General features: G+C 51.7%; 18 protein-coding genes. 10 read left to right on the top strand and 8 right to left on the bottom strand.

The window, feature by feature from the left end; genetic code table 11:
* Positions 1-78 precede the first annotated feature (78 nt).
* The 4 genes from Q1B04_RS01740 to Q1B04_RS01725 all read left to right on the top strand — a co-directional run bounded on the left by Q1B04_RS01740 (position 79) and on the right by Q1B04_RS01725 (position 3,623).
* The gene (locus tag Q1B04_RS01740) at positions 79-1,191 is read left to right on the top strand and encodes an AMP-binding protein (protein WP_299754771.1); all 1,113 of its coding nucleotides are present in this window, start codon (positions 79-81) and stop codon (positions 1,189-1,191) included.
* 62 nt (positions 1,192-1,253) lie between these two features.
* Entirely contained in the window at positions 1,254-2,132 is an 879-nt protein-coding gene (locus Q1B04_RS01735) for a gluconolaconase (RefSeq protein ID WP_299754769.1), read from the top strand.
* 101 nt (positions 2,133-2,233) lie between these two features.
* Entirely contained in the window at positions 2,234-3,151 is a 918-nt protein-coding gene (locus Q1B04_RS01730; protein WP_299754766.1) for a DUF1835 domain-containing protein, read from the top strand.
* A 67-nt stretch (positions 3,152-3,218) separates the two neighbouring features.
* The gene (locus Q1B04_RS01725; RefSeq protein WP_299754764.1) at positions 3,219-3,623 is read left to right on the top strand and encodes a T9SS type A sorting domain-containing protein; all 405 of its coding nucleotides are present in this window, start codon (positions 3,219-3,221) and stop codon (positions 3,621-3,623) included.
* A 36-nt stretch (positions 3,624-3,659) separates the two neighbouring features.
* On the opposite strand, the gene hutG is transcribed toward Q1B04_RS01725, so the two are convergent.
* Together hutG and hutI are read right to left on the bottom strand one after the other, a co-directional pair.
* Positions 3,660-4,634, bottom strand: a complete 975-nt coding sequence (gene hutG, locus Q1B04_RS01720) for a formimidoylglutamase (protein WP_299754761.1) — start codon at positions 4,632-4,634, stop codon at positions 3,660-3,662.
* Between the two features lie 12 nt (positions 4,635-4,646).
* Positions 4,647-5,903 (bottom strand): imidazolonepropionase, encoded by a 1,257-nt coding sequence (gene hutI, locus Q1B04_RS01715; protein WP_299754759.1) that lies wholly within the window; start codon positions 5,901-5,903, stop codon positions 4,647-4,649.
* A gap of 381 nt (positions 5,904-6,284) precedes the next feature.
* Here hutI and Q1B04_RS01710 point away from each other — a divergent pair, with 381 nt between their 5' ends.
* Positions 6,285-6,416, top strand: coding sequence for a hypothetical protein (locus Q1B04_RS01710; RefSeq protein ID WP_299754757.1), 132 nt, complete (start codon positions 6,285-6,287; stop codon positions 6,414-6,416).
* Between the two features lie 81 nt (positions 6,417-6,497).
* Here Q1B04_RS01710 and hutU read toward each other — a convergent pair whose 3' ends face one another.
* Complete coding sequence (gene hutU, locus Q1B04_RS01705; RefSeq protein WP_299754755.1) at positions 6,498-8,210, bottom strand: urocanate hydratase; 1,713 nt, start codon at positions 8,208-8,210, stop codon at positions 6,498-6,500.
* A 121-nt stretch (positions 8,211-8,331) separates the two neighbouring features.
* Between hutU and Q1B04_RS01700 the strand changes: the two genes are divergently transcribed.
* Complete coding sequence (locus Q1B04_RS01700; protein WP_299754752.1) at positions 8,332-8,991, top strand: class I SAM-dependent methyltransferase; 660 nt, start codon at positions 8,332-8,334, stop codon at positions 8,989-8,991.
* Positions 8,992-9,119: 128 nt separating this feature from the next.
* Here Q1B04_RS01700 and Q1B04_RS01695 read toward each other — a convergent pair whose 3' ends face one another.
* Positions 9,120-10,025, bottom strand: a complete 906-nt coding sequence (locus Q1B04_RS01695) for an SMP-30/gluconolactonase/LRE family protein (RefSeq protein WP_299754749.1) — start codon at positions 10,023-10,025, stop codon at positions 9,120-9,122.
* A gap of 19 nt (positions 10,026-10,044) precedes the next feature.
* Positions 10,045-10,506, bottom strand: coding sequence for a c-type cytochrome (locus tag Q1B04_RS01690; RefSeq protein WP_299754747.1), 462 nt, complete (start codon positions 10,504-10,506; stop codon positions 10,045-10,047).
* A gap of 226 nt (positions 10,507-10,732) precedes the next feature.
* Here Q1B04_RS01690 and Q1B04_RS01685 point away from each other — a divergent pair, with 226 nt between their 5' ends.
* On the top strand, positions 10,733-13,180 hold the full coding sequence (locus Q1B04_RS01685; protein ID WP_299754744.1) for a zinc-dependent metalloprotease: 2,448 nt from the start codon (positions 10,733-10,735) through the stop codon (positions 13,178-13,180).
* Positions 13,181-13,433: 253 nt separating this feature from the next.
* Here the strand turns inward: Q1B04_RS01685 and Q1B04_RS01680 are convergent, their stop codons facing one another.
* Positions 13,434-13,691 (bottom strand): hypothetical protein, encoded by a 258-nt coding sequence (locus Q1B04_RS01680; protein ID WP_299754741.1) that lies wholly within the window; start codon positions 13,689-13,691, stop codon positions 13,434-13,436.
* 219 nt (positions 13,692-13,910) lie between these two features.
* Between Q1B04_RS01680 and Q1B04_RS01675 the strand changes: the two genes are divergently transcribed.
* The 3 genes from Q1B04_RS01675 (at position 13,911) to Q1B04_RS01665 (ending at position 17,888) form a co-directional block, all read left to right on the top strand.
* Positions 13,911-15,467, top strand: coding sequence for a M20/M25/M40 family metallo-hydrolase (locus Q1B04_RS01675; RefSeq protein WP_299754739.1), 1,557 nt, complete (start codon positions 13,911-13,913; stop codon positions 15,465-15,467).
* Between the two features lie 276 nt (positions 15,468-15,743).
* On the top strand, positions 15,744-16,721 hold the full coding sequence (gene rluF, locus Q1B04_RS01670) for a 23S rRNA pseudouridine(2604) synthase RluF (RefSeq protein ID WP_299754736.1): 978 nt from the start codon (positions 15,744-15,746) through the stop codon (positions 16,719-16,721).
* 165 nt (positions 16,722-16,886) lie between these two features.
* Positions 16,887-17,888 carry a S4 domain-containing protein gene (locus Q1B04_RS01665; RefSeq protein ID WP_299754734.1) on the top strand — a complete coding sequence of 334 codons (1,002 nt, stop codon included), beginning with the start codon at positions 16,887-16,889 and terminating at the stop codon, positions 17,886-17,888.
* Here Q1B04_RS01665 and Q1B04_RS01660 read toward each other — a convergent pair.
* Positions 17,885-18,082, bottom strand: a complete 198-nt coding sequence (locus Q1B04_RS01660) for a hypothetical protein (RefSeq protein ID WP_299754731.1) — start codon at positions 18,080-18,082, stop codon at positions 17,885-17,887. The genes Q1B04_RS01665 and Q1B04_RS01660 overlap by 4 nt on opposite strands.
* Positions 18,083-18,943, bottom strand: a complete 861-nt coding sequence (locus tag Q1B04_RS01655; RefSeq protein ID WP_299754729.1) for a pirin family protein — start codon at positions 18,941-18,943, stop codon at positions 18,083-18,085.
* Positions 18,944-18,997 lie beyond the last annotated feature (54 nt).

Genomic DNA, 18,997 nt, shown 5'->3' with positions numbered 1-18,997 from the left:
ACGTGTATAGTTTAACCTGATGGGGTATCATCCTGTTCCGGCTCCGCAAGCCAGAACAGGATTTATGATTATAGCTACATGACAGACAAGTACCTAAGCCTGAATGGCAAGAAGTTCTATTACGACGAAATCGCATCTTACTCTTTCCGCAACAGTATCCCGCTGAACGGATATGAAAGCAAAACCCTGGAATTTTGCCGCAACTGGCTTAACGGGGTTCAGGAGTTTCCGATCCAGACTTCCGGTTCCACTGGAGCTCCTAAAATCATCAGCCTTACCCGCAAACAGCTGGAGGCAAGCGCCAGGCGCACCATTAAACTTCTCAACCTTAAACCCAACGACTGCACATTTGTCTGCCTGAACACAGAGTATGTTGCCGGTATGATGATGCTGATACGCGGTTTTATAGCCGGCCTGCAGATGATTATTGTGGAGCCGATCAGCAACCCGCTTACATTGATTAGCCCGGATGAGAATATCGCCTTTGGCGCTTTTGTGCCGATGCAGCTGCATACCATACTTCAGGAAAGCCCGGAGCGGCTGGAGCAGCTAAACCAGATGAAAGGGATTTTGGTAGGCGGTGCCCCGGTTACACCAACACAGCAGCGGGAGTTGCTCCGTATTCAGGCACCCATTTTCCATACTTACGGCATGACCGAAACCGCCTCGCATATTGCCCTGCGCCGACTCAACGGCCCTGATGCGGCAGACTATTACAATGTGCTGGATGATATAGAGGTAGGTTTGGATAAGCGCGGCTGCCTGACCATAAAAGGTGATGTGACGAACAACGAACTGCTGGTTACCAACGACATTGTCGAGCTGCTTACCCCTACCCGTTTCCGCTGGATTGGCCGCGCCGACCATACCATCAACACCGGTGGCGTAAAGGTTCAGATAGAAACGGTAGAACTAGCCATCGCCGAAGCATTTGCAGATAATGCCAACTCCCCCCGCTTTTTTATAGCACCGCAGTCCGACGAAGTGCTCGGCGATAAAGTGGTACTTATACTAGAGGGAGAAAAACTTGGCGAGCAGGAAGAGCAGCAGCTGTTTGAGCGCCTCCGCCCCCTGCTTAAAAAGTTTGAGATGCCGAAAGAAGTATACTATAGCCGCGCTTTTTCAGAAACTGCCACCGGTAAAGTATCGCGGCAGCGCACCCTGCAGAAGCTGGGCCTCCACACCGAGTAAAAGCCAGCCAGAAAACGACAGAGGCACATACCCGTACAAAGTATAAACCAAATCAAGTAAATATGAAAAGCAATATACTTACAGGTGCGTGTGCCATGTTGTTTATACTTACCCTCGGCAGCTGCAGCAGCGGACGCATATCATCACGTGCTCCTGTTGAGTTAGAGCAAGCCTGGGCATCCGACAACACATTCAAAACACCGGAATCTGCCCTGTATGACCCACAGCGCAATGTGATTTACGTAAGCAACATAAACAACAACACCAAAACAAGTAAAGACGGCGACGGCTTTATCTCCAAGCTTAGCCCTACAGGCGAGGTGCAGGAGCTTTACTGGGTATCCGGCCTGAACAACCCGCACGGCCTGGCACTGCATAACAACGTGCTTTACGTAGCTGATATGGATGAAGTAGTGGCCATCTCCACTCAATCAGGTGGCGTGCTAGGGCGCTACAAGGCAGACAGAGCCCGCATGCTTAACGGCGTGGCAGCAGACGACAACGGCAACATCTATGTTACTGATACAGAAGAAGACCGCATTTATGTGTTAAGAAACGGCCGCATAAGCCCTTGGATTGACAAGACAAAAGCCAGCAGGCCCAACGGCATTTCCATCCGGGGCAACCGCATGCTGGTTGCTTTTTCAGGTAGCGGCGAGGTGATGCTGCTGGACCCCGAGACAAAAAGATTTTCGGAGTGGATAGACGGTGTGAAGGCAGCAGACGGTATAGATGCCGTAGGCGATGGCAGCTACTTGGCCTCCAGCTGGAACGGAGAGATATTCCATATAGATGAGCGTAACCGCAAATGGAGCCTGCTCAACACTACTGATCAGAACATGAACACCGCAGACATTCACTATGCCGCCCAGCCCGGCCTGCTGCTCGTCCCTACTTTTAAGGATAATAGAGTAGTAGCATATAGACTAAGAGAGAGATAATTGCGTTAGATAATTATACCGTTATAATGTTTGAGGCAAGGCAGCTGCACCGTTACGTGTTAGTTGCCTTCTCATTTTAGGTACTTTTTTATTTTATGCTGATGAAAAAACTAGCCACACTACATATCATCAACGGCGACGCCTCCTTGCCTGCCTTTGCTGCCGCGAACCTGCCCGGGCAGGTGCTGGTGTGGCGTGAGGTGCTTTCGGAAGGGCCAGTGTTTTATACTTTACCTGAGCCTGAATTCTGGCAGAAACGCCAGGAGTTTATTACGGACGCCTACTGTGAGCCCAGTAATAAGTATAAAGAGAAGGTGCTGGACGAAGTGCAAAAGCTGGAGGGAATAGAAGCCTTCTTTGAAGTAGTGCTCTGGTTTGATGCGGACCTTATGTGCCAGATTAACCTGCTTTACTTGCTGCAGCGCCTGCAGCGTAATAAGCCATCTTTGCTAACAGTATGCACGCCAGGGAAAGGTCAAAACATTGGCAACATGCAGCCGCAGGAGCTACAAAACCTGTTTGATGAGAGGCAGCAGCTAGGTGAGGAGGAACTGCAGCAGGCTGCATCGCTTTGGCAACTGTACGCCAGCCCGCACCCTCTCGATCTGCAACTGCACCTGCAGCAAATAGCTATTGTCTTTCCGCACCTGGAGCACGCCTTACAGCTGCACCTTCTCCGCTTCCCGAGCTGCACCTACGGCCTGAGCCAGCCGGAACAAATGCTGCTACAAATTATTCAGTCCGGCGCTTCAAGTATAAAAGAGGTGATGCAGCAGTTTTGGCAACAAGACCCCGGCTATGGTTTTGCTGATGTGCAGCTGCAGCAGATTCTGGCCTGCCTGCAACCTGACCTGGTAAAATCGAAAGAACCTTTGTCGCTCAGTTTTTTTGGGGAACGGGTGTTGGAGGGCTTTGCTGCATTTACACCTAAAAAGCGCTGGCTCGGAGGTATGGAGATAAACGGCAGCTGCCCCTATTGCTTTGACACGGAGAAAAACAGCCTCCGCAAAAATTGCTGAAGCAGTTTGGCACCAAAAATGCAACAGCTGTAGCATACCTTAAATTTTAAGCAGCAAGCAGATGAATATGAAGCAAACATATGCCTTAGCGCTGGCCCTTGGCCTGCCCCTGATCACACTTTCCCCAACCACATCTACCGCACAAACTACTCCGCTGCCGCATCAGCAAAAAGAGCATATTCTGGTAAGTGCTGATCAACCTGAAGGAAATAGAGAAACGCTTTCTGGTATCTACATGACCCCAACAAAAAAAGGCACATTCCAGCTTGATTTCTCGCAGCAACTAAATGAAAATGCCCTGCTTCAGGTGAAGGATTCTGCCGGTAAACTGGTGTATCAGAAGCCTGTAAACGTAGAGACAAAACGCAATGCCTGGCGTTACCAACTCGGCAAACTCAAACCTGACACTTACCTGGTAGAGGTCAGAACCAGCGACACCACCTATTGGACAAAGTTTAAAGTAGGAAGATAACAACAAGGCCTCAGGAAAAACCTGAGGCCTTGTTGTTTATACTTTTTGCCACTCCCGCACTACCTCATAAAGTATGGCTGCTCCTAATTTGGCAGTTCTGTTATCCATATCGAGGGATGGGTTTAGTTCTGTGATATCTATACTTAGCAGTTTGCCGCTGCTTGCTACGCATTTTAACAGTTCTATTACAACCTCAGGCTGCAGCCCCATGGCATTAACCGCGCTCACTCCCGGAGCATAAGCAGCGGCAAATACGTCTAAATCTACAGTAACGTATACTTTATCTACCTCACTTAAAAACATCTGCAGCCCCTGCTTCAGTTGCTCTAGTTGGTGTGTCTGTACATCTGCAGCAAAAGTATATTCCACACCCAGTTCATCGGCGGTTTTAAAAAGAATTCTGGTGTTTCCGTACTCCTGCAAGCCCAGCACTTTATACTTAAAGGCACTACCGACAGCCTGAAGCCTATCGGCTATCTGGAGGAAGGGTGTGCCAGAGCTAGCTTGCTGCGCATAGCTGCGCAGGTCAAAGTGGGCATCGAAGTTAAGTATACCAAACAGAGCTTTTTGAACCTCTTTTTCTAAGCCCAGAAAATGACCAAAGGCCGTTTCATGTCCGCCGCCAAGCACCAGCGGCCTGTAGCCTTTCTGTAGCAGCAAAGCCGCTTTTTCGCCCAGCCTCTCCTGCGCCTCCTCCAGGTTACCAGGGGTGCAGATAACATCGCCGGCATCGTAAAGCTCTGTCTGCTCCGGCAGGTGGTGCGCGAAGGAGGCCATCGCCCCGCGCAATGCTCCCGGGCCGGCCGCTGCACCTGTTCTGCCCTGGTTACGGCGAACGCCTTCGTCGCAGCAGAAGCCAAGAAAAGCAAAGGCTGTTTTCCCTGGTTTCACATCCGGAAAATCTACGCTCAGGTCTAAGAATTGCAACGCCTGGTGCCAGCGCAGCCCCAACTCGCCGTCCTGTTTATCCAAACGCCCTTTCCAGGCTGCTTTTGTAGCAGGTTTATACATGAGTAGCTTGACTTAAACTGTTTTGACTGATTTCCCACCTTTCCATACTTTGGTCGGCTTCAGCTTGCCTTGGAAGTATAAAATCTCTTTAAAATTGTCTGTCGGGAAGGCGATCATGTCAGCTAGCTTGCCTTTGGCTAGTTCGCCACGGTCGGTAAGGTTGAGGGCGCGGGCGGCGCGGGTGGTGATGGCAGCCAGCGTTTCGGCGGTGGTTAGTTTTTCGGCGGCACCAAGTAAGGAAGCTTGCAGCAAAAGATCGCCCATAGGTGCGGAGCCGGGGTTCCAATCGGTTGCGATGGCGAGGCAAAGACCTCCATCCAGCATCTTACGGGCAGGCGCGTAATGCATGCCAAGGCCCAGCGAAGCACCCGGCAATACAGTTGCTACTACGCCGGCTTCATGCAAGAGTGCTATTTCCTGGTCACCGCTTGCCTCTAAATGGTCGGCGCTAATAGCTCCAGCCTCTGCTGCCACCTTGCTGCCGCTCGTGCTAAACTGGTCAGCGTGCACGGTTACATCAAAACCCATTTCTTTGGCGGCTAACAGGTATTCCAGCGCTTCTGCTTCTTTAAAAGCGGTCTCTTCCACAAAGATGTCTACCCTGTTCGCCAAACCTTGCTCCTGCACCTGCGGCAAAAGTTCTGTTAGCACTTCCTGTAAGTATAAACGGGCATCAGTATGCTCAGGCGGCAGCATGTGCGCAGCTAGACAGGTCGGGATAAGCTCCATTGTATGATGCTTGTTTACGAGATTTATCACCTCCAGCATCTTCAACTCCTCCTCCACCGTCAGGCCGTATCCACTCTTTACCTCGCAGGTGGTAATGCCTTCTTCTAAGTGGCGGTCGCAGCGCTTTTTCATAAAATCAACCAGCTCTACCAGCGTTGCTTCACGGGTTTTGCGCACACTGTCCAGTATACCGCCGCCACTACGCGCTATCTCCAGGTATGATTTTCCGGCCACACGCAGGGCATAATCGTTGGCGCGGCTACCGGCAAAGCAGATATGGGTATGGGCGTCAATAAGTCCTGGCAGCAGCACCATCGGCTCCTCTATCAGCTCCAGTTTATACTTATTATCCAGCGCCTCGCGGTGCAATTTATCATAGCTGCCTGTTTTCAGCACCTTACCGTCCTGCACCAGCACACCCGCGCGCTCTACAACCTGCAGCTGCTCATCTTGTATGGCGCCAGCCTCGGGCAGGTTCGTCATGGGCAGTATTTGGCTGAAGGGACCGATTAAAGTGTGGGTTGCGTTAGTAGTATTCATAGTTTTTGATTTATTGATCTCCGATTACTTTATACTTGTGGTAGTGGCTTTTGGCTACTGCCCAACCTGTGGTTTATTGCTTTCAGGTTATATTTGCATTCCTTCGGTTGATGCCTGTTTATACTTTCATAGCCGCTGCTTTTTTCAACTTGAACCTAACTATACTTGCTAGCTGGAGTTAATCCTCAGACCTACAAGCGGCTCATTTCATTTCCTGCTTTGGCTCCCTCAAGCCCGGGAGGGCTCGTCCTTGGGCATCGCGCTGTGTATTGAAGCTGCCATCGCTACGCTGTAGGCTGCCCTTCGGGCACCGCATCAATACAAGGCGCTCAACCCAAGGACTGGGATCATTTTCAATAGCCACCGCAGTAGGATAGAAACATGAACAGAATTGCAGGATCAGGTCGCGACCTATCTACGCTATACCAGCAGCTATGCAACGAATACCTTAGCCAAAGCAGTTACAAACTCTCCTCCTTCGCCAAGTATCAAATCTCGACCTTTTTTCAGTAGAGAGCCAAGGTGGATGAACCGGATACTGCAATCCTGTCCATCCTTACATCCTATAAATCCTGATTCAGACAAAGAGTGTAGTTATAGCTCCAGCCCAAACTCCTTTGCATTCTCCTGAGCCGTTTCGTAGCCGGCGTCGGCGTGGCGGAAGATACCCATGGCTGGGTCGTTGTGGAGCACGCGGCGTAAGCAGCGCTCGGCACGGTCGGTGCCATCGGCAAGAATAACCATACCGGCATGCTGCGAGTAACCGATGCCCACACCGCCACCGTGGTGAAACGATACCCAGGTAGCGCCGCCAGCCGTGTTGGCCATCAGGTTGAGCAGCGGCCAGTCTGAGATGGCATCGGAGCCGTCTTTCATACCTTCAGTTTCGCGGTACGGAGAGGCTACGGAGCCGCAGTCCAGGTGGTCGCGGCCAATCACGATAGGTGCTTTTACCTTCCCCTCGCGCACCAGTTGGTTAAACAGCAATCCGGCTTTCTCGCGCTCCCCCATGCCCAGCCAGCAAATACGGCATGGCAATCCCTGAAACGCCACTTTCTCCTGCGCCTCTTCCAGCCAATTGATCATGTGCGTATTCTCCGGAAACAGTTCCTTTAGGGCTTCATCCGTCACTCGAATATCCTCTGGGTCGCCGGACAGTGCCGCCCAGCGGAACGGACCTTTGCCCTCGCAGAACAGCGGACGAATGTACTCCGGCACAAAGCCCGGTATGTTGAAGGCATTCGGCTCACCACCCTGCTGTGCGAACTCGCGCAGGTTATTGCCATAGTCAAAAGTCTTGCTGCCGCGCTGCTGCAACTCCAACATAAAGCCTACATGGCGGGCCATACTTTTCAGCGACAGCTCTTTATACTTTGCCGGGTCCTGCTGGCGCAGCTCCAGGGCCTCTTTTAAGCTCAAGCCGTTCGGCACGTAGCCGTTCAGCGGGTCATGGGCTGAGGTTTGGTCGGTCAGGATTTCAGGAGTGATGTTGTCTGCAATAAGGCGCTCCAGCACGTCGCCGATGTCGCCAACCAAGCCTACCGAAATAGCCTCGCCTCGCTCCTTGGCTTCCATTACCCAGGTTTTCGCCTCCTCATAATCAAACGTCATTTTATCGATGTAGCGGGTTTCCAGGCGCTTTTTAATGCGCTCCGGGTCTACATCCACGCCCAGAAAAGTAGCGCCTGCCATGGTGGCTGCCAAAGGCTGAGCGCCGCCCATGCCGCCTAAACCGCCTGTTACGAGCAGCTTGTGGCGCAGATCACCGTTAAAATATTTATCGCCGCAGGCAGCAAAGGTTTCATAAGTTCCCTGCAAAATGCCCTGTGAGCCGATGTAAATCCAGCTGCCAGCCGTCATCTGGCCATACATGATCAGGCCACGCTTGCGCAGATCGTTAAAATACTCCCAGGTGGCCCAATGCGGCACCAGGTTAGAGTTGGCGATAAGCACGCGCGGCGCTTCAGGGTGGGTACGCACCTTGCCCACCGGCTTCCCCGACTGTACCAGCAGACTCTCATCCTCCTCCAGCTCCAGCAGCACCTCTATTATTTTGCGGGCATCCTCCGGCGTACGTGCCGCCTGGCCAGTTCCACCATAAACAACCAGATCAGCTGGGGCTTCGGCCACTTCGTCGGTCAGGTTATTGAGGAACATGCGGAGGGCAGCTTCGGCTTGCCAGTTTTTGGCATGAAGCTCCGGCCCGCGCGGCGGAATGTAAGTTGGATGGTTGGCGTATTTCTGTATAAACTGCTCGGCGGTAAGGCCGGCTCTGGGCGATAATGCTGTTGCTGCTGATGTATTCATAGTTCTGATTCCAGTTTGGGTTTGTTCAATTATCTGAAAATTTAATTAAAAAAGACAGCAAAAGCATGCTAATTTTAAGTGACAGAACCTGCCTGCTATAACCTCTTATACTTCTGCGCTCATGTTTCACCTACCTATTTCCTCGCTCCCTGGCCAATTCGGCAACATAGATATTTACCTCTTCGACCAGCTGCTGAAGGGCCGGATTCAGAAAGGCATGAAGCTGCTGGATGCAGGTTGCGGCGGCGGACGGAATGTGCACTACCTGATGCAGGCGGGCGTGAAAGTGTATGGTGCCGATGCCTCTGAGGCAGCTATTTCAGAAGTGCGGAAAATGGCCGCAGAAGTGGCTCCCACTTTAGCTTCTAAAAACTTTGTGGTGGCTGACTTAGCGGATCTACCTGATGCCGATAATGCGTTTGACGTGGTGCTGTGTAGCGCTGTGCTGCATTTTGCTCGAGATGAGGCGCATTTCAGGAACATGTTGCAGGAGTTGTGGCGGGTATTAAAACCTGGAGGCATGCTGTTCTGCCGCTTCAGCACCACCATAGGTATGGAAGGCAAGCTGCAACAGGTGGGGCCAAGAAAATACCAGATGCCGCATGGCCCGGTTTGGTTTCTGGCAGATGAAGCGCTGCTGCGGGAGCTGATTTATACTTTGGGAGCCGAGCTGCTGGAGCCCCTAAAGACGGTACTGGTGGAACAGGAACGAAGTATGACGACGCTGGTGCTGCGGAAAATGGAGGAGCCTCTAAGGGTGATGAATAAAATTAAGAACTAGTTTAAGGTTCCTTTTGCAGGAGATGATATACATTAAAAGAGCGTTTTAATAAATGCCTTCAACGCTACACTTAGCAACACTACGTGGAACAAAAAAATAGTTTAAATGCATCAGCAGTCGTGCTGCTGCTATAAACCTTGGCTCCGAAACAGATTTGCCTCACGCCCCTTCACATTCAGCTTCACCTCAAACACGCAACCGCTCAACGGATACTGCTCTAGCTGCTCTTCTGTGAGCCACTCCCGGGCGGTGGTGATGTAGAGCGTATCCAAATCATTTCCGCCAAAAGTACAGGAGGTCACGTTTGGGATCGGCACTTTGATACGCTGCAACTCCTGGCCACTTCCCGGATTATAGCAAACCACCGCCCCGCCGCCGTGCAGCACTACCCAAAGGTTCCCGTTGGCATCTATAGTCATTCCGTCCGGCATCCCCTCCTGCTCCGGCACACGCACCACATCTTTGGATTTGCTGATTTGCCCAGTAGCCATATCAAAATCAAAAGCCTGAATGGTATGCGTGGGAGAATCGATGAAGTATAAAGTATGATCGCCGGCAGACCAGGCGAGGCCGTTGGAGATGGTAAGGTTTTGCAGCACCTGCGTTACCTGCAAATCAGGGCTGATGCAAAACAGCGCCGCCGCACCCGGACGCACATCCAGGGCCATAGTACCCACCCACAGCCTGCCAGCAGGATCGCACTTTCCCTCGTTCAGGCGGATAGACGCATCCTCCAGCGGCTTTGCAAGCTCCCTGAATTCGCCAGTGCTTGGCTTATACTTACAGATACCGTTCTGCAGCGCCACCAGCAACTCTCCCTCAGCAGTAGGCACAACAGCACTGATACGCTCCGGCATCGGGTATACTTGTACTTTGCCGGTGGATGGGTCAAACTTCCGCAGGGCGCAGCCTTCAATATCCACCCAATACAGCACCTGCTCCTGCGCATGCCAGCACGGCCCCTCTCCCAGGCGGCTTTGGGTGCCGGGTATGGCTGCGGCTGTTATGCGTGGGCTTTGTAAAACAGAAGCCATTTATCGTTAGCTCCTGTTTTTAGTTGTTCAGGGATAAAATATAATCCACCATTTTGCCGGCATCGTCGTTGCTGATGTCTGGGTGCGCCGGCATGGGTACCTGCCCCCAAACTCCTGCCCCGCCTTCTTTTATTTTCCCAATCAGGTATTGGCGGTTTTTATCATTGTCCTCATACTTTTCGGCTACATCCACATAAGCTGGCCCTACCAGTTTCTGCTGGTTATTATGGCAGGCCGTACAATCAGACCCGGCAATCAGCATGGCTCCCGGCTGCTCTGTGCGCTTTGTTTCTGCGGAGGTGCGGGTAGTACCCACAGCCTTTCGGTTAGCTGGGGCTGGGGCAGGCTCGTTGGCTTTTGCAGTGGCTACGGAGTCGCGGTAACTACGCTCGTAATAGCGGTCGTACTCCGAGCTGCTATCGCTGCAGGATGCAAGTATAAAACTTAGTCCGAGTGCGGCAAAAAAGTATTTTGTGCTCATAGTTGTAGAGGCATGGTTCAGAAAGCTATACCCCGCACAGCGGCTCTTTGTTACGAGGCTGTACTTTTAGGCAGCCATACTTCTAAAACAATTTTCGCGGAAGATCAGCACGAATTCAATCGGCTCCTTGAAGTATGGAACTGAGCATCAGCAGCGGTTAGAGATGCCAAAGAATGCGCAAAATACTTATCTTACATCATCAAGCTATCATATAACCTAAACAATCATGATCTCACCCTTTACCAGAACATTATGGGCTTTGCTGATGCTGCCGCTGCTAATGGCAAGTATGGCCGTAGCCCAGAAGCTCCCCGGCATCGCCTCCAAAACAGCGGGCATGCAGAAATACCCCGGCTACTTTAACTTTTACTATGATGATGCCGCCGGCAAAATATGGCTGGAAGTGGATAAGCTGAACCAGGAGTTCCTTTATGTTAACTCACTTGCTGCAGGCCTTGGCTCCAACGACATCGGCCTGGACCGGGGGCAGCTGGGCGGGCAGCGTGTGGTATACTTCGAGAAAATTGGTCCGAAGGTAATGCTCGTGCAGCCTAACCTGGATTATCGCGCCGAAACAAGCAATAAAAATGAGGCTCGTGCCGTAGAGGAGTCTTTCGCCAAATCTATACTTTGGGGCTTTAAGGCTGAGGCTGAGGACGGCGAGAAAGTGCTGGTAGACGCGACTGATTTCCTGCTCCGCGATGGCCATGACGTGACCGGAAGTATAAAACGCAGCAAACAGGGCAACTACAAACTGGACGCCAGCCGTTCGGCTTTATACTTGCCACGCACCAAAAACTTTCCGCAGAACACCGAGTTTGAAGCCACGCTTACCTTTACCGGAGGCGAAGACGCAGGCCGCTTTGTGCGTGAGGTGGCTCCGGATGTGCAGGCCCTGACGCTGCGCCAGCACCACTCGTTTATTCAACTGCCCGACAACAAGTATAAACCGCGCGAGGCCGATCCGCGGGCCGGCTTCTTCGGCATCTCCTACTTCGACTATGCCACACCGGTAGATCAGAATATTGAAAAGCGCTTTATTGCCCGCCACCGCCTTCAGAAAAAAGACCCGTCTGCCAGAGTATCCGAAGCTGTGGAGCCTATTGTCTACTACGTGGATAACGGAGCGCCAGAGCCTATCCGTTCGGCCCTGCTGGACGGAGCCCGCTGGTGGAACCAGGCTTTTGAGGCGGCTGGGTATAAAGACGCTTTCAGGGTAGAAATACTGCCTGATGGTGCCGACCCGATGGATGTGCGCTACAATATTATACAGTGGGTGCACCGCAGCACACGCGGCTGGTCTTACGGCGCTACCGTTACCGATCCACGCACCGGCGAGATCATCAAAGGGCACGTATCGCTTGGCTCGTTGCGCGTTCGCCAGGATTACCTGATTGCTGAAGGCTTGCTGGCGCCTTATGAAGATGGCAAACCGGTAAATAAAGCGATGATAGATATGGCGCTGGCACGCATCCGGCAGCTGTCGGCACACGAGCTCGGCCACACACTGGGCATTATGCACAACTACGCCGCCAACAACAACGCCTCGGTGATGGATTACCCGCACCCGCAGGTAAAGCTGGACCGCGCCGGCAACATAGATCTTTCCAAAGCTTATGGCACAAGTATAGGAGACTGGGATAAAATGGCTGTTACCTACGGCTATCAGGATTTTCCGGCTGGCACTAACGAGAAAAGCGCACTTAACGAGATATTGGCTAAAGGCAGAGCAAACGGCCTGCAGTTTATCTCGGACCGCGACGCTCGTTCTCCGGGAGGAGCGCATCCGGTTGCCCACTTATGGGATAACGGCGCCAGCGCCACCGACGAACTGCAGAACGTACTGCGCATCCGTGAGAAAGCGCTTCAGAACTTCTCTGAGAAAAATATTAAGCCAGGTGCTGCCATGAGTACGTTAGAAGATGTGCTGGTGCCGATTTATAACTACCACCGCTACCAGACCGAGGCTGTGGCTAAACTGATTGGCGGCTTAAATTATACTTATGCCGTTCGTGGCGATGGGCAGCTGGTAACAGAAGTGCTGGACAAACGCGAGCAGCAGAAAGCCCTGGATGCGATGCTGACCACCTTAAGTCCGGAAGTGCTGACGGTGCCGGAGCACATCATCAAACTTATACCGCCACGCGCGCCTAACCTGCGCAACAGCCGCGAGCTTTTTGCCAAACGCACCGGCCTCACCTTCGATCCGCTGGCTGCCGCAGAAGCCTCTGCCGACTTCTCTCTTTCTTTCCTGCTGCACCCGGAGCGCGCCTCCCGTTTAGTGGAGTTAGGTGCCCGTAGCAACAGCCTCAGCTTGCAGGATGTAATAGAGCAGCTGGTTCAGAACACCTGGAAAAGCCGCCGCGAGAAAGGGCTGCAGGAGCAGGTGCAACTGCAGACGGAGCAGGTTATACTTACGCACCTGATGGCATTGGCCCACAACGAAAACGCCTCTTACCAGGCCCGCGCCGTTGCCACTGCCACGCTAAACGATCTTAAGAACTACATAGAAACAAGGCTGCGCACCAACAAACAAGGTGCTTACCACGCCCACCTCACCTTCGCTTTGGAAAGGCTCAACCGGCCAGTGTCCGAGCAGGTGCAGCCAAGCAAAGCACTCGATTTGCCTCCTGGTTCACCGATAGGAAGCGGAGAAGTTTTAGGATGTGAGTAAAGGAACCTATATTTCCGATAAGACCTGCCTTGAAGAAGGCGGGTTTTATTTTTATATCCTGACCAGCCCCCGCTTATTACTCGTTGCTCAATAATAGACCTAGAGTTATATAACTAAATCTTCCGCTGCACCTGATGGAGTAGTAACCAGAAATTACTATTGCTTCCAATTCATACTAGCGCAAAAACAGAGTAGTATTTTCGAATTGCGCCAAGGATAACGGCTGCCGTTACAAGCAGCTAATGCACTTTACCTACAGCCCCAGCACCTCCCGCACATCTACCTCACCCAAGTATGGCTCCAGCACAGCCACAGCGCTGGCGGATGTCTTGAACGTGCTGATTACCTGCGCCTCCTCTCCCGTCCAAAGCTCTACAAAGGTATTGTTCAAAGTATAAAGCTTTACTGTCCAGCTATTAAATTTGCGTTGGGCAAGTAGGGTGCCCTCCTTAGCTAAAGTCTCGGCCTGGCTCCGCAACGGGAGCCGCTCAAACATGGAATGCTCTAACATACATATTCTCTTATGGTGCAATTTAAATAAGTACGGAAGCAGCAAATTAGTTTCAGTTTTACCCGAGCACGTGTAGCTCTAAAACAGGTATTTTGCGGCCTCTTACCTACAACAGGCCTAGCAAGATTAACTTTAGGTACTCAAAATTAAACTTTCCTGATATTTTTGCCTCTAATGCCAAACTACTATATATTTCAATCTCATATTTAACTAACCCTTATGAAAAGAAAAGTTTACGCTTTTGCCTTTTTCCTGCTCCTGAGCGGCAACCTGGTGCAAGCTCAGGTAAAAGACCCCGTGGTGGAAAGCATTGTGAAGGAGGCGAACGAGAACTCGCAACTGGAGGTGCTGGCGCATGAGCTGCTGGACGGCATCGGCCCCCGCCTGGTTGGCACACCCGAAATGCAAAAGGCGCACGACTGGGCTGCTGCAAAGTATAAAAGCTGGGGCATTGAGTCCCGCAACGAAAAATGGGGCGAGTGGCGCGGCTGGCAACGCGGCACCACGCATGTGGATATGGTGCACCCGCGCGTACAGTCTTTAGAGGCGACGCAGCTTGCCTGGAGCCCCGGCACCAAAAGCAAAGGCGTAACAGCTGAGGTAATCGTACTTCCGGATGTGCAGGACTCGGTGGCGTTTCAGCGCTGGCTGCCAAACGCAAAAGGCAAAATTGTAATGATCTCTATGCAGCAGCCAACTGGCAGACCTGACTATAACTGGGAAGAATTTGCTACCAAAGAGTCTTTGGAAAGCATGAAGCAGCACCGCGACTCGCTGAGCGATGCCTGGTCTGAGCGCATGAAAAAGATGGGCTACAACACCCGTACCCTGCCTGCTGCGCTGGAGCAGGCAGGCGCCGCCGGTGTGGTTACGTCCAACTGGTCGCGCGGCTTTGGCGTGAACAAGATTTTCGGTGCCTACACCAAAAAAATCCCGAGCATCGACATGGCGCTGGAAGACTACGGCATGCTGTACCGTTTGGCAGAGTCTGGCCGAAAACCGCAAATAAACATTCAAGCGGAGTCTAAAAACCTGAAGAACGCCCCGACTTTTAACACCATCGCTGAGATAAAAGGAACCGAGAAACCCGAGGAATACGTGATCCTTTCAGCTCACTTCGACTCATGGGACGGCGGCACAGGCGCAACCGATAACGGCACCGGCACCATTGTGATGATGGAAGCCATGCGCATCCTCAAAAAAATGTACCCGAACCCGAAACGCACCATTTTAGCTGGCCACTGGGGCAGCGAAGAGCAGGGCCTGAACGGCTCACGCGCTTTTGTGGCAGATCATCCGGAGATCGTAAAGAACGTACAGGCTGTTTTTAACCAGGATAACGGTACCGGTCGTGTCGTTAACATCTCGGGCCAGGGCTTCCTGCACGCTTACGACTACCTTGGTCGCTGGCTTAGCGCGGCACCCAGAGAAATCACCAGCGGTATCGAAACGCAGTTTCCGGGCTTCCCGGGCGGTGGCGGCTCTGACCATGCCTCTTTTGTGGCGGCAGGCGCACCGGCGTTTATGCTGAGCTCGCTTAGCTGGTCGTACGGCAACTACACCTGGCACACCAACCGCGATACGTATGACAAGATCGTTTTTGATGATGTTCGTAGCAACGCTATACTGGTGGCTATACTTGCGTACAAAGCCAGCGAAGATCCGGAAATGTCTAACCGCGAACGCATTAACCTACCGGTAGATTCCAGAACAGGTGAGCAGAGAACCTGGCCGGCTTTGAGAGAGCCAACCCGTAAAGGCGGCTTAGACCAATAAGCTATACTTTACCCTACACTGCACAAAGAGGCTGCCTATATGGGCAGCCTCTTTGTGTTTATACTTGGCTGAAGGACTATGCGTGGTAATGGCTTTACGGTTGATTTTGCAAGTATAAATACACTGCTGCTGTAGGGCCGGTAATCTATATTATTAACTACTTGCAGTAGGTATACCACATACATTCGCGTACTTTTGGGGTATAGAAGTATAAATCAGCTGAAAGGCTGTCAGTGTACAGCAAGAATAAACCAGCCGCATTAACTCCGGCATGATATGGAACCGATCAGATTAAATAAGTTTATAAGCGACTCCGGCTACTGCTCACGCCGCGAAGCCGACAAATTAATTGAGCAGGGCCGGGTAATGTTGAACGGCAAACGACCTGAAGTTGGCGCAAAAGTAACGGTACGGGATAAGGTGCGGGTAGACGGCAACCTACTGGAAGTAAACGCTGTAGAACTAGTATACTTGCTCCTGAACAAGCCGCCCGGCATCGAGACAACCACAGACACATCTCAGAAAGACAATATCATCCGCTTCACCAATTACCCGGAGCGCATTTTCCCGGTTGGTCGCCTCGATAAAGATTCCGAAGGCCTGATCATCCTTACCAACAACGGTGACATTGTAAACAAGATTCTGCGGGCTGGCAACAAGCACGAAAAAGAGTATATTGTTACCGTGGATAAGCCTATAAACCATGAGTTTGTGGAGCGCATGAGCAATGGCGTATCCATACTTGGGGTGAACACTAAAAAGTGTTTTGTAGAGCAGCTGGGAGCAAACAAGTTCAGGATCATCCTTACCCAGGGCATGAACCGCCAGATACGGCGCATGTGCGAGGCCTTAGGCTACGAAGTACAGACTTTGCAGCGCACGCGCATCATGCACTTGTCGCTGGCTAAAATCCCGCTGGGCCAGTGGCGCAACATGACCGACTCTGAAGTAACAGAAATGATGCGCCTGGTGGAGCACTCTACCAAAACAGAAGAAGGCTCTACCGGGAAAAAACGCACCAGCGAACCAGCTGCTCCAACTAAAAGTAACAAGCCTAAGCCACGCAGCAGCTCCGGTGCTGGCAAACCAGCTCGCTCAGGAGGGGCGCCTAAAAGCAGCAAAAGCGCAGCCGCCGGCAAACGCGACAAGCCCAAAAGCTCCGGAAGCGCCAGAGGCTCCAGGGGCGCCGCGAAAGGTAACACAGCCGGTGGCAAAGGCAGAGGCACAGCAGGCAAAGGCGGCAGAAGAAGATAAGCTGCAGGTTTCTTTTCATCCTGAGGATCTTTAAACGAGGAGCCGCTTATCAACAGCAATAGGTAAAGCAATCCTTTTGCTGTAATTTTGCCATTAAATTAAAACGGCGTAACAAAACACGGCATACTATACTATTTATACTTGCCACCTAGCGCCAATCAAATCATGGAACCAAAGCGATTAAATAAATTTATCAGCGACGCAGGCTTCTGCTCTCGTCGCGAGGCCGACCGGCTGATTGAGGAGGGAAGAGTAACTGTGAATGGCAAAGAGCCAGACGCGGGCACCAAAGTAACACCGAAAGACAAAATAAGAATTGACGACCAGCTGCTGAGTGTGCGCAATGAGTCGCCTGTGTTCCTGGTGCTTAATAAGCCATCCGGTATGTCGGCAACAGCCGATATGGGCGTGCGCGACAATGTGGTGCGGGCTATCAACCACCCTGCATCGCTGCAGCCTATCGGTAAGCTGGACCGGGAAGATGAAGGTGTGCTTTTTCTGAGCAACGACGGTGACTTTGTCCGTAAACTGTCTAAGTCTGACAGCAGGATGGAGAAGGAATTGATCGTGACGGTTAACAAGCCGTTTTCATCAGAGTTTATACTCAAGCTCAGCGAGGCTTGCGCGTCTTTTGAAGACGGTAACCCGAAGAAGGCTGTTGTAAACAAGGAAACAACCACCAGATTCAGGATAGTGCTGGAGCCGGGCATGAACCATGGCATAAAGAAAATCTGTGAGGCTTTGGGCTATACTGTTACGTTTTTACAGCGCGTGAAAATTGAGAACATTACGCTCACCAAGTTGCAGAAAGGCCACTGGAGAACCCTTACGGCACAGGAAATCGAAAACCTGAAGCACATTGCCTCTGCCAAACCTGAAAAAGCTGCCAAGGCAAAATCAGAGAAAGATTTTAAAAGCAGAGCTGCCGCTGGTAAAGGGAAAGCTCCATCAGAAAAAGGCGCGTATCAAAAGCCATCAAAATCCGGTGTGGCAGAGTATGCCGGCTCAGGCAAACGCATTGGCAAATCCAGGCCCGCCACAGCAGATTCTGGTAACGCGAAAGGCTCTAGAGGCGGCGCAAAAGGCGCTTCAGACAAAGGAGGTTTTAAGGGCGGAGCAAAAAAGAGCGGCCCATCCAGAGGCGGCTCCCCTAACCGCTCACGTTAGAATTTATACTTTACAAAACATCCCCTGCCGCTTGAAGTGCGGCAGGGGATGTTTTGTTTTATACTTTCCCATCGTGTAGCGTTTTCACCTCCTGCTTTTCCTGCTCTGAAGTATACTTCGGTGGTGAAGGTGCAGTAATCTAATAACCACTCAAACAAAGTATAAAAGCGATACTGTAGCGCTACTTTGAGCATCTAGTCCCAGCTTTCCCAACTGCCCATTTTTCCCTGCTGGTAATCACGGTAGGCTTCGTGTATTTCCTCCTCCGTATTCATCACAAACGGACCTTGCGCCACAACAGGCTCGTTAAAAGGCTGGGCATGCCCAAGCAGCACGTAACTATCCTCCTGCGCCTCTACCTGTACTTGCTCCCCATCATTGGTAAACTCCACCAGGTTGAGCTTGCTTACTGTTTCGCCGTTCACTTTTACGGTTCCGCGCACCACATAAAAGAAAATATTCCGCTCAGCAGGAATAGACGTAGTAAAACTGCCGCCCTGCTGCAACTCTATACTTGCCATGTGTATGTCGCTCAGCGATGGAATAGGCCCTGCGGTTTCGCGCCAGCTGCCTGACACAACATTTACCTTCACCTTGCCTCCATCTTCTGTAACAGTAGGGATACTGTCTTTTTGAAGCCCAACATACTTCGGATCAGTCAATTTATACTTGGCCGGCAGGTTAAACCACAGCTGCAGAATCTCCATCGGGCCGCCTTCTTTTTTAAACTTTTCAGAAGATACCTCGGCATGAATCAAGCCGCGGCCTGCTGTCATCCACTGCACACCGCCTGCCTCAATTACGTCTTTGCCTCCACCGGTATCCTGGTGCGTAATGTCGCCGGCAAGTATAAACGTCAGGGTTTCGAAGCCACGGTGCGGGTGCGGGCCGAACGGCAGCCCGCGGTTGCCAGGTTTATACACCTGCGGCCCGTGGTGGTTCAGAAACAGGAACGGATCTATATAATTTACCGAACTAGTTGGCAGCGCTCTGTAAGTCACCAAATCATCTATGGGCGCACTCACAGCTTTATGCACCTTTTTGATCTTTCTCATATCTTTAATTAATGTATGTACACTAATTTAGAAACGCTAAAGCAGCCATACAAG

Origin of the sequence: uncultured Pontibacter sp. (assembly GCF_947495565.1) — a bacterium.
GTDB lineage: Bacteria > Bacteroidota > Bacteroidia > Cytophagales > Hymenobacteraceae > Pontibacter.
Note: the sequence above shows the minus strand (reverse complement) of the source record. Positions and strands in the feature narration are given on the sequence as shown.

Bases quoted from the DNA above. Each gene is read 5' to 3' on its own strand.
- hutI (WP_299754759.1), bottom strand. From the start codon at position 5,903: ATGAATACTACTAACGCAACCCACACTTTAATCGGTCCCTTCAGCCAA.
- Q1B04_RS01685 (WP_299754744.1), top strand. From the start codon at position 10,733: ATGATCTCACCCTTTACCAGAACATTATGGGCTTTGCTGATGCTGCCG.
- Q1B04_RS01740 (WP_299754771.1), top strand. From the start codon at position 79: ATGACAGACAAGTACCTAAGCCTGAATGGCAAGAAGTTCTATTACGAC.
- Q1B04_RS01735 (WP_299754769.1), top strand. From the start codon at position 1,254: ATGAAAAGCAATATACTTACAGGTGCGTGTGCCATGTTGTTTATACTT.
- Q1B04_RS01730 (WP_299754766.1), top strand. From the start codon at position 2,234: ATGAAAAAACTAGCCACACTACATATCATCAACGGCGACGCCTCCTTG.
- hutU (WP_299754755.1), bottom strand. From the start codon at position 8,210: ATGAATACATCAGCAGCAACAGCATTATCGCCCAGAGCCGGCCTTACC.
- Q1B04_RS01690 (WP_299754747.1), bottom strand. From the start codon at position 10,506: ATGAGCACAAAATACTTTTTTGCCGCACTCGGACTAAGTTTTATACTT.
- Q1B04_RS01675 (WP_299754739.1), top strand. From the start codon at position 13,911: ATGAAAAGAAAAGTTTACGCTTTTGCCTTTTTCCTGCTCCTGAGCGGC.
- Q1B04_RS01655 (WP_299754729.1), bottom strand. From the start codon at position 18,943: ATGAGAAAGATCAAAAAGGTGCATAAAGCTGTGAGTGCGCCCATAGAT.
- Q1B04_RS01725 (WP_299754764.1), top strand. From the start codon at position 3,219: ATGAAGCAAACATATGCCTTAGCGCTGGCCCTTGGCCTGCCCCTGATC.
- rluF (WP_299754736.1), top strand. From the start codon at position 15,744: ATGGAACCGATCAGATTAAATAAGTTTATAAGCGACTCCGGCTACTGC.
- Q1B04_RS01710 (WP_299754757.1), top strand. From the start codon at position 6,285: ATGAACAGAATTGCAGGATCAGGTCGCGACCTATCTACGCTATACCAG.
- Q1B04_RS01665 (WP_299754734.1), top strand. From the start codon at position 16,887: ATGGAACCAAAGCGATTAAATAAATTTATCAGCGACGCAGGCTTCTGC.
- Q1B04_RS01680 (WP_299754741.1), bottom strand. From the start codon at position 13,691: ATGTTAGAGCATTCCATGTTTGAGCGGCTCCCGTTGCGGAGCCAGGCC.
- Q1B04_RS01700 (WP_299754752.1), top strand. From the start codon at position 8,332: ATGTTTCACCTACCTATTTCCTCGCTCCCTGGCCAATTCGGCAACATA.
- Q1B04_RS01695 (WP_299754749.1), bottom strand. From the start codon at position 10,025: ATGGCTTCTGTTTTACAAAGCCCACGCATAACAGCCGCAGCCATACCC.
- hutG (WP_299754761.1), bottom strand. From the start codon at position 4,634: ATGTATAAACCTGCTACAAAAGCAGCCTGGAAAGGGCGTTTGGATAAA.
- Q1B04_RS01660 (WP_299754731.1), bottom strand. From the start codon at position 18,082: ATGCTCAAAGTAGCGCTACAGTATCGCTTTTATACTTTGTTTGAGTGG.